Consider the following 8,777-nt stretch of genomic DNA (forward strand, 5'->3'; position numbering starts at 1 on the left):
GGGGAAGAGATGGATTCACTCAGCGCAAAAGCACATCCGAGTCGGCGGGCAGGCCGTCGACCGGCCAGAACCGCAGATCGGTCGATTCCGAACTCCGCACCGGCACAGCGCCTTCCGGGGCCACGATTTTGAACAGCAGATCCAGGTGGCGGGTGGGTACCCCGAGCGAACAGGTGATCGGGTGCGCCTGCGCCCCGTAGAGCCCCGGCTCCAGCACCAACCCCTCGATCCCGGACTCCTCGGTCGCCTCCCGCAGCGCGGCCGCCGCGACCGAATCGTCGGATTCCTCGCAGTGCCCGCCCAATTGGATCCACCGTCCGACCCGCGGATGCAGGGTCAACAGCACCTCGCGCTCGTCATGGGAGAACACGATGGCCGAGGCCGTGATGTGCCCGGCCGCGTGCTCGCGCAGGCACCCGCGCGGCGCGGAACCCAGGAAGGCCAGCATGGCCTCCCGGATCGAGGCATCCGGACCCGCTGCCGGGGACCAGGTTTCGAGCAGCTCGGTGGCCGACTTGTGCAGCGATTCGGCGCTCACAGCTCGACCAGGCCGATGCCGGGATCGCCCGCCTCGCGCGGCGCGATCTCGTCCAGGGGGTAGCCGATGGCAATGGCACCCAACGGGTTCCAGTCCGCCTCCAGCCCGAGCACCTCGCGGGTGACCTCCGGCGCGAAGATGGTGGATCCGATCCAGCAGCTGCCCACGCCACGCACGGCCAGCGACACCAGCAGCCCCTGCACCGCCGCGCCCACCGCCACGGTGAACATGGTCTTCTCCGCGGCCGTGCGCGTTTCGTCCGGATAGTCATGTGCGCCATCGGGAACGCAGAACGGGATGATCACCTCGGGGGCGTCGAAGAGGATGCGGCCGCGTGCGACTCGCTTCTCGATGCTCTCGGGGGTCTTGCCGTCGGCGGTCAGATCGACGCGCCACTTCTCGGCCATCGCCTCGAGCAGTCGCTCGCGCCGCGCCCGATCACGCAGCCAGACGAAGCGCACCGGGCGGGTGTGGTGCGGGGCCGGAGCGGTCAGCCCGGCCGCCACCGATTCCCGGATGAGCTCCGGCTCGACCGGCGTATCCGCGAACTGCCGCACCGAACGCCGCAGCGGCACCGCCTGTTTGCGCCCGAGCTCGATGGACTCCGCGGTCCCCAGCCAGAACAGGTCGTCCTCGCCGCCCCGGAGTAGATCCGCGGCCGTGGAACCGTCGTCGGCGCTCTCGAACCCGCGCACCACCGCGATCGGCACCCCGCCCAGCTTGCCCTTCACCAGGTCCGCGGCGGCGGCCAGCTCGTCGGCCACGGCGACCAGCGTCACATGCAGCTCGTTGCCCTGCCCGTCGATCGCGCCGTTGTAGTCGTGCATGACCCGGATACCGGAAGACCCGATGGCCGCGTCGATCTGCCCGTTGCGCCAGGCCCGCCCCATGGTGTCGGTGATGACCACGGCCACCTGCACGCCGAGCCGCTCGGAGAGCGCGGTGCGCAGCGCCTTGGCCGAGGCGTCGGGATCCACGGGCAGCAATACCAGTTCACCCTGTTCGACATTCGAGCCGTCGACGCCGGAGGCCGCCTGCACGATGCCGAGCTTGTTCTCGGTAATAAGGGTGCGGTTCTTGCGCGCCAGCACCCGCACCGATTCGTCGAGCACCAGCCGCCGCCGGGCGGCGTCGCGCTCTTCGGGATCCGCGGGCACCTCGACAATGCGTCCCTCGACCTTGGCGACGATCTTGCTGGTCACCACCAGCACGTCCCCGTCCCGCAGCCAAGGCGCCTGCGCCGCAATGGCTTCGGCGAGATCGTCACCGGGCCGGAACTCCGGCAGGCCCGGAATGGGCAGGATGCGCAGTTCGCCGCCCGAGGCGTGATCGCCCAGCGCCTCGGTGACGCCATCGCCCGATGGAGCGGTGAATTCCGTTGTCACGGCTTGACTCCCGCGATATCAAGGGCCTCGCGAACCATTTCGGCGGTGGTAGCCGGATCGGTCATGAGCAGCGGCACGGCCCGCACCTCGACGCCCGGAACGTCCGCGGTATCGCCGGTGTGGATGAGCCAGCCGTCGAGGATTCCGGTAGCCGAGCGGGCGCCGTAGTAGTTGCCCACGGCCTCGGCGGTGGTCTCCACCCCGATCACCGACAGACATTCATCGGCCATGCCGCGCAACGGCTTTCCGCCGATCACCGGTGACAGACCGATCACCTTGGCGTCCGTTGTGCGGAGTGCGCCGCGTATGCCCGGAACCGAAAGGATCGCTCCGACACTCACCACGGGGTTGGAAGGGGCCAGCAGGATCACGTCGGCCGACTCTATGATTTCCGTCACACCCGGAGCCGGTTTCGCAGCATCTGCCCCAATAGTCACGAATCCATGGGTCTCGACGCTCGCCCGGTAGCGGACCCACCACTCTTGGAAATGGATCGCGCGGCGTTCGCCAGGGTTCTCCGGATCCCCGATAACTACATGCGTTTCACACCGATCGTCGGTTGCCGGGAGCAGTTTCACACCCGGTTGCCACCGATTGCAGAGCGCCTCGGTGACCGCCGAGAGCGGGTATCCCTGACGCAGCATTTCGGTGCGGATGAGATGGGTGGCGATATCGCGATCCCCCAACCCGAACCAATCGGGCTGAGCGTTGTATTTCGCGAGCTCCTCCTTGGCGTTCCAGGTCTCGTTCGCGTGCCCCCAGCCGCGTTCGGGATCGATGCCGCCACCCAGGGTGTACATGCAGGTGTCCAGGTCAGGGCAGATGCGCAGCCCGTGCATCCAGACGTCGTCGCCGACATTGACGATGGCCGTGGTGTCGGCTCCCGGCAGCAGTTCGCGCACGCCCATCAGGAACCGCGCGCCGCCGACTCCGCCGACCAGTACGGCGATCCGCAGGCCGGTGCCGGGCGCCGTGTCCGCTTGTTCTCGAGTCACATCCGCACAGCCTATGCGTTCGGCCCCGGATGCCCGATAACAGATCATTTGCTATGAATTTGCTGTTTGATCTGCGGGAACTCGGGTAAGAGGGGCCGGAGATGGTAACGGAATTGCTTCGGCAGCTTGACCATCGCCGCTCCCGGCGTGTCTAATCACAGGCATGTCATTCCGGGTCCGCGTGAGAGTGCAAGGCGCGGACGGGTTTTCGAACAACTGTTCGCACCGGGGTGACCCAAGCTCGGGGATGGCCGCGGGACTACGCCGCGGTGTTGGGCCGTCGGTGGGATCGGCTCCGGCGGATTAATCATTCTGCGCTAACACACAGTGAGGAGGCGGAGCGATGGCCGAAGAGCTGGCCCCGTCGGGCATTCCGGGCGGTGTATCGCAAACCGATTCCACGACTGGCGCAGCACCTGACTTCTGCGCCGATGACCGGAACGGATACGAGGGGGGTGAACCGATGACGACTGCGCGGCCGGGGGGCGGACAGTGGGCGCGAGCCGCCTACCAGCCCGAACCACCGCGGCTGAGCCTGATCGTCACCGGTGCCGAGGATATGTTCGACACTTTCTCGCGCGGCGGTCGCATGATGACCGAGGCCGAACAGTGGCAGGAACGGGCGCTGTGCGCCCAGACCGACCCGGAGGCGTTCTTCCCGGAGAAGGGCGGCTCCACCAGAGAGGCCAAGCGCATCTGCCTGGGCTGCGAGGTGCGCGACGAGTGCCTCGAATACGCCCTCGCCAACGATGAGCGCTTCGGCATCTGGGGCGGGCTCAGCGAACGGGAACGCCGTCGCTTGAAGCGCGGCATCATCTGACAGCAAAGGCGAAATCCCCGTCATCCCGGCATGCTTTTGGCCGGGATCCACAGCGGCAGGGGTGGATTCCGGCCAAAAGCACGCCGGAATGACGGGGGATATCAAGGACCCCAACGGTTTTCGCGTTACTCCGGTTCCGGGTCGATCACGTCGGGCTCCACGCCCAGGTAGGTCGCGATCTGTTGCACGAGCACCTCGCGCAGCAGGTCGACCAGATCGTCGGGATCCTGCGCCCGCAGCTCCAATGGCTTGCGGAACAACACGACTCGGGCGCGGGTAGCCATGCCGTAGCGGTCCACGCCGGCCGGAATCAGCCGCGACAGCGGCACCGGGCCGTCGGCCACCACCTCGTCGGGCCAGGTGACCGAATCCGGGTGCAGCGGGCGGATTTTCGGCACATCGTCGACGGCGATGTCGAGTTTGGTGAGCTGCTCGTGCCAGCGGCTCTCCAGCGGCGCGAACGCCTCCAGCACCAGCCGGTCGAACTCCTGGCCGCGGGTGCGCCGGGCCGGGACCGTCGGCGGCAGCATGGGCCCGCGCACACCCCGCCCGCGGCGGATGACCGACCGCGCGGTGGGCGGCCGCCTCTTACGTGAACGGGTCATACCTTGAATCTAACCCTTAGCCGGGCGGGTGTCGTTGAGCGTGTCCCGCTACCGGCGGGGCGTGAGGGGGGTTACCCTGCATGGCGTGATCCCCATGCGTCGTTGCTGCCGTCCAGGCTGCAAAAACCCGGCCGTCGCGACGCTGACCTATGTGTACTCCGACTCGATGGCAGTCGTGGGTCCGCTGGTCACGGTCGCCGAACCACACTCCTGGGATTTGTGCGAGACGCACGCTTCCCGGATCACCGCGCCCAAGGGATGGGAGCTGGTCCGTCACGAGGGCGGGTTTTCCAGCTCCACCCCCGACGACGATGATCTGACCGCCCTGGCCGAGGCGGTCCGCGAGGCCGGATCCCGCCGCCGCACACCGGAACCCGATCCGCGCGGCTACACCGACTACGCCCCCGCCCCGCAGCGCCCGACCCGTCAGGGGCGCACCGGCCGGAGAGGCCATCTACGCGTCCTACCGGATCCCCCGAACTGACGTCGCCCCCTGGGAACGATCACGGGACATGGACGGCTCGCGGGACATGGACGGCTCCGAATACGGCACGGCTGCGAGTACTACTAGGGTGTCCTATATGACAGTCGCCCGGTCAGCGGAGTCCGTTCAAGCAGTCATCAAGGCATACGACGTTCGAGGAGTGGTCGGCGAGCAGATCGACGCGGATTTCGTCCGTGACGTCGCCGGATCCTTCGCCCGGCTGATGCGCGGGGAAGGCGCCTCCCGCATCGTCATCGGACACGACATGCGTGACTCCTCACCGGAACTGGCCGCCGCCTTCGCCGACGGCGTGGTCGCCCAGGGACTCGATGTGGTGCACATCGGACTGGCCTCCACCGACGAGCTGTACTTCGCCTCCGGCCACCTGGACTGCCCCGGCGCCATGTTCACCGCGAGCCACAATCCGGCCAAGTACAACGGCATCAAGCTGTGCCGGGCCAAGGCGCTCCCGGTCGGACAGGACACCGGTCTGGCCACCATCACCGAAGAGGTCATCGCCGGCGTCCCGGCCTTCGACGGCCCGCGCGGCACCGAGACCCGCGAGGACCTGCTCCAGGCCTACGCCGCCTTCCTGCACAAGCTGGTCGACCTGAGCGGTTCGCGCCCGCTGCGCATCGCCGTCGACGCGGGCAACGGCATGGGCGGCTACACCGTGCCCGCCGTGCTGGGCACGCTGCCGCAGTACACCGTCGAGCCGCTGTACTTCGAACTCGACGGCAGCTTCCCCAATCACGAAGCCAATCCGCTGGATCCGAAGAACCTGGTCGATCTGCAGGACTACGTCCGCAAGACCGGCGCGGACATCGGCCTGGCCTTCGACGGCGACGCCGACCGCTGCTTCGTGGTGGACGAGAAGGGCGACCCGGTGTCCCCCTCGGCCATCACCGGTCTGGTGGCCGAGCGCGAGCTGGCCAAGGAGCCGGGCGCGACGGTCATCCACAACCTCATCACCTCGAAGGCCGTGCCGGAGTTGGTGACCGAGCTGGGCGGCACCCCCGTGCGCACCCGCGTCGGTCACTCGTTCATCAAGCAGCAGATGGCCGCGACCGGAGCCATCTTCGGCGGCGAGCATTCCGCGCACTACTACTTCCGCGACTTCTGGGGCGCCGACTCCGGCATGCTCGCGGCCCTGCACGTTTTGGCGGCTTTGGGCGAGAAAGAGCGCCCGATGTCGGAATTGGCCTCCGCGTATGCAACATACGCGTCCTCCGGAGAGATCAACTCAACAGTGGCGGATGCCAAGGAGCGCACCCAGGCGATCCTCGAGGCATTCGGCAAGCGAGCGAAATCGGTCGATCGGCTGGACGGCGTGACGGTTCAGCTGGCCGACGGCGCGTGGTTCAACCTGCGCGCCAGCAATACCGAACCGCTGCTGCGGCTCAATGTCGAGGCGCGATCGCAGGACGATGTAGACGCACTCGTAACCGAGATCCTGAGCATCGTCCGCGCCTGACTGGAATAGTGGAATCACAGAGCTTGGATTCACCAGCGTCTGGTGACCCGATGAGGGGAGGTGGCAACGCCCGATGATCGCTGGGACACCGGTAATCGACCTCGATGACGTCGCCTCGCTGGAGGCGGCGGACGCCGGGGGTGCTTTACGTTCTGCCGCATCAGGGGGAGCCCAGGTCAGGGCGACCGCCGCGGCACTGGCCGAGGACGCGTTGGGCCGTTTGACCGATCTGCGGCCCCGCAGTCTCGTCCTGGTCTCGGGCAGTGGCCGCGCCGCGCGCGCCGCCTCACTGCTCATCGCCGCCCTCGGCAACAGCACGAGTATGCCGCTCGTCCAGGCGACTTCGATCCCGCCGTGGGTCGGGCCGCTGGACGTCGTCCTCGTGGCCGGCGACGACGCGGGCGACCCGCGCCTCGCCGAAGCGGTGGACCGAGCACTTCGACGGGGTGCCGAAGTGGTCGTGGCCGCCCCCGACGAGGGCCCGATCCGCGCGGCCGCCGCCGGGCGCGCCATCATCCTCGCGCCCCGGGTGCGGGTGATCGACCACAATCGCATGCTGCGCTACCTGTCCGCGGGCCTGGCGGTGATCACCACCCTCGACCCGCACCGCACCGGCCCGCTGGTGCCCGAATTGAACGCTCTCGCAGACCTGCTCGACGAGGAAGCGCTGCGCGACGGCCCGCTGAACGAGGCCTTCCACAATCCGGCCAAGACTCTCGCCACCCGCATGCACCAGCGCAAGCGCATGCTGCTGGCCGGCGATTCCGCCGCCGCCTCGGTCGTCGCCGAACACGGCGCCGAGGTGCTGCTGGCCGCGGCCGGGCAGATCGTCGCCGGCGTCACCCTGCCGGAAGCCGTTGCCGCGCACGGCCGGCTCGTCGAGGCCGCCGGGGTCGCCGCGCCCGGCTTCGACCCGCTGTTCCACGACGAGGAGCTCGACGGCCCCGCGCCGGTGGAGCAGATCCGGATCTTCGTGGTGAGCGCCGATAATGACGAGGTGGCCGGACGCCGCCGCTTGGCGGTCTTCGGCTCCGACGCCGGGTTGGTGGACGCCGACCTGATCACGGTGGATACCGACGTGCCGCGTGCACCCGTCGGAGATTCCGGCCAGCCTGCTCCCGCCGCCCAGGGCAGCGAACTGGAAAAGCTTGCCGTAGTGGCACTTCGGCTGGAGATGGCGGCCGCCTATCTTCGACTACTCGGTTCCCGCCCGGCCACCGGACCGGGACCTTACGACGGGGGCATTAACTAGTGCACGAACTCGTTGGTGCGCTGCGTTCCTACGCTTGGGGTTCGCGCACCGCGCTCGCTCAGCTGTGCGGCCGACCGGTTCCCTCCGCACATCCGGAAGCGGAACTCTGGTTCGGCGCACACCCCGCCGATCCGGCGCGCGTCCAGATCAACGGGCACAGCGAATCGTTGCTCACGCTGGTCAGCGCCGACCCGCAACGCGAACTCGGCTCGGTCGCGGGCGAATTCGGCGGCCGGCTCCCGTTCCTGCTGAAGATCCTGGCCGCCGAGGAGCCGCTGTCGCTGCAGGCGCACCCCAGCATCGAACAGGCGCGCGCGGGTTTCGCCCGGGAGAACCAGACCGGAGTCGCCATCGACTCCCCCATGCGCAACTACCGCGACGAGAACCACAAGCCCGAACTCGTGGTGGCGCTGGGCCGCTTCGAGGCGCTGGCCGGTTTCCGCGATCCGCGTCAGACCGTGCGGTTCTTGAACGCCCTCGACGTCCCCGAACTGAGCCAGTACGCCGAACTGCTGGCGGCCCAGCCGGATTCGGCGGGCCTGCGCACCCTGTTCACCACCTGGATCGCACTCCCCCAGGCCAGCCTGAGCACACTGCTGCCCAAGGTCCTCGACGGCTGCGTGCGCTACCTGTCCGAGGCCAAAACCGGTGGCACCGGCAAGGAATTCGTGCCCGAGGTGCGCACCGCCCTGGAACTGGCCGAGGCCTATCCCGGCGACGCCGGAGTGCTGGCGGCACTGCTGCTCAATCGCATCACCCTCGAACCCGGCGAGGGCCTGTTCCTGGATGCCGGAAACCTGCACGCGTACCTGCGCGGCGTCGGCGTCGAGATCATGGCCAACTCCGACAATGTGCTGCGCGGCGGGCTGACCCCGAAGCACGTGGATGTGCCCGAGCTGCTGCGGGTTCTGGACTTCGAGCCGTTGGACCTGCCGATCGTGGAGCCGGAGGCGGTGTCGGACACCGTCTTCCGCTACCACACCCCCGCCCCCGAATTCGCGCTCAGCCGTTTCGAATTGGCCGAGGACGCCGACCCGTTCCCCGTCGTGCGGTCCGGCCCGGTGATCGCGCTGGTCACGCACGGCCGGGTGCGCATGCTCCAGGGTCACCACGACCTGATCGTGGAATGCGGGCACGCCGCCTGGATCTCCGCGGCCGACGGCGGTATCCGCGCCCAGGCCGTGGACGGACCCGCGCAGCTGTTCTGCGCAGCGGTGGGCGAGG

Annotated in this window: 9 protein-coding genes; 5 read left to right on the plus strand and 4 right to left on the minus strand. The window is 68.4% G+C overall.

The features are described from left to right. Window positions 1-19 precede the first annotated feature (19 nt). From ON43_RS26970 to cofD, 3 genes are read right to left on the minus strand one after another with little or no spacing between them, the layout of a single operon-like run. Entirely contained in the window at window positions 20-538 is a 519-nt protein-coding gene (locus ON43_RS26970) for an NUDIX hydrolase (protein ID WP_040811902.1), read from the minus strand. Further along, the gene (locus tag ON43_RS26975) at window positions 535-1,923 is read right to left on the minus strand and encodes a coenzyme F420-0:L-glutamate ligase (protein ID WP_051179315.1); all 1,389 of its coding nucleotides are present in this window, start codon (window positions 1,921-1,923) and stop codon (window positions 535-537) included. Before ON43_RS26975 ends, ON43_RS26970 begins: the two co-directional genes overlap by 4 nt. Then, window positions 1,920-2,879: a 2-phospho-L-lactate transferase gene (cofD, locus tag ON43_RS26980; RefSeq protein WP_040811916.1), complete on the minus strand. Its 960-nt coding sequence runs from the start codon at window positions 2,877-2,879 to the stop codon at window positions 1,920-1,922. Before cofD ends, ON43_RS26975 begins: the two co-directional genes overlap by 4 nt. A gap of 598 nt (window positions 2,880-3,477) precedes the next feature. Here cofD and ON43_RS42810 point away from each other — a divergent pair. Then, entirely contained in the window at window positions 3,478-3,738 is a 261-nt protein-coding gene (locus ON43_RS42810; protein WP_167333465.1) for a WhiB family transcriptional regulator, read from the plus strand. 125 nt (window positions 3,739-3,863) lie between these two features. On the opposite strand, the gene ON43_RS26990 is transcribed toward ON43_RS42810, so the two are convergent. Then, complete coding sequence (locus ON43_RS26990; protein ID WP_218003375.1) at window positions 3,864-4,343, minus strand: metallopeptidase family protein; 480 nt, start codon at window positions 4,341-4,343, stop codon at window positions 3,864-3,866. Between the two features lie 94 nt (window positions 4,344-4,437). On the opposite strand from ON43_RS26990, the gene ON43_RS26995 reads away from it, so the two are divergent. The 4 genes from ON43_RS26995 to manA form a co-directional block, all read left to right on the plus strand. Next, on the plus strand, window positions 4,438-4,827 hold the full coding sequence (locus ON43_RS26995) for a DUF3499 domain-containing protein (protein WP_040811919.1): 390 nt from the start codon (window positions 4,438-4,440) through the stop codon (window positions 4,825-4,827). Window positions 4,828-4,924: 97 nt separating this feature from the next. Then, window positions 4,925-6,301 carry a phosphomannomutase/phosphoglucomutase gene (locus ON43_RS27000; protein ID WP_040811920.1) on the plus strand — a complete coding sequence of 459 codons (1,377 nt, stop codon included), beginning with the start codon at window positions 4,925-4,927 and terminating at the stop codon, window positions 6,299-6,301. A 73-nt stretch (window positions 6,302-6,374) separates the two neighbouring features. Continuing rightward, a complete protein-coding gene (locus ON43_RS27005; protein ID WP_040811904.1) occupies window positions 6,375-7,553 on the plus strand; it encodes a hypothetical protein in 1,179 nt (392 codons plus the stop codon). Continuing rightward, a partial coding sequence (gene manA / locus ON43_RS27010) for a mannose-6-phosphate isomerase, class I (RefSeq protein WP_040811906.1) occupies window positions 7,553-8,777 on the plus strand: 1,225 nt, incomplete at its 3' end. The genes ON43_RS27005 and manA, both read left to right, overlap by 1 nt.

Source organism: Nocardia concava NBRC 100430 (assembly GCF_000308815.1).
Lineage (GTDB): Bacteria > Actinomycetota > Actinomycetes > Mycobacteriales > Mycobacteriaceae > Nocardia > Nocardia concava.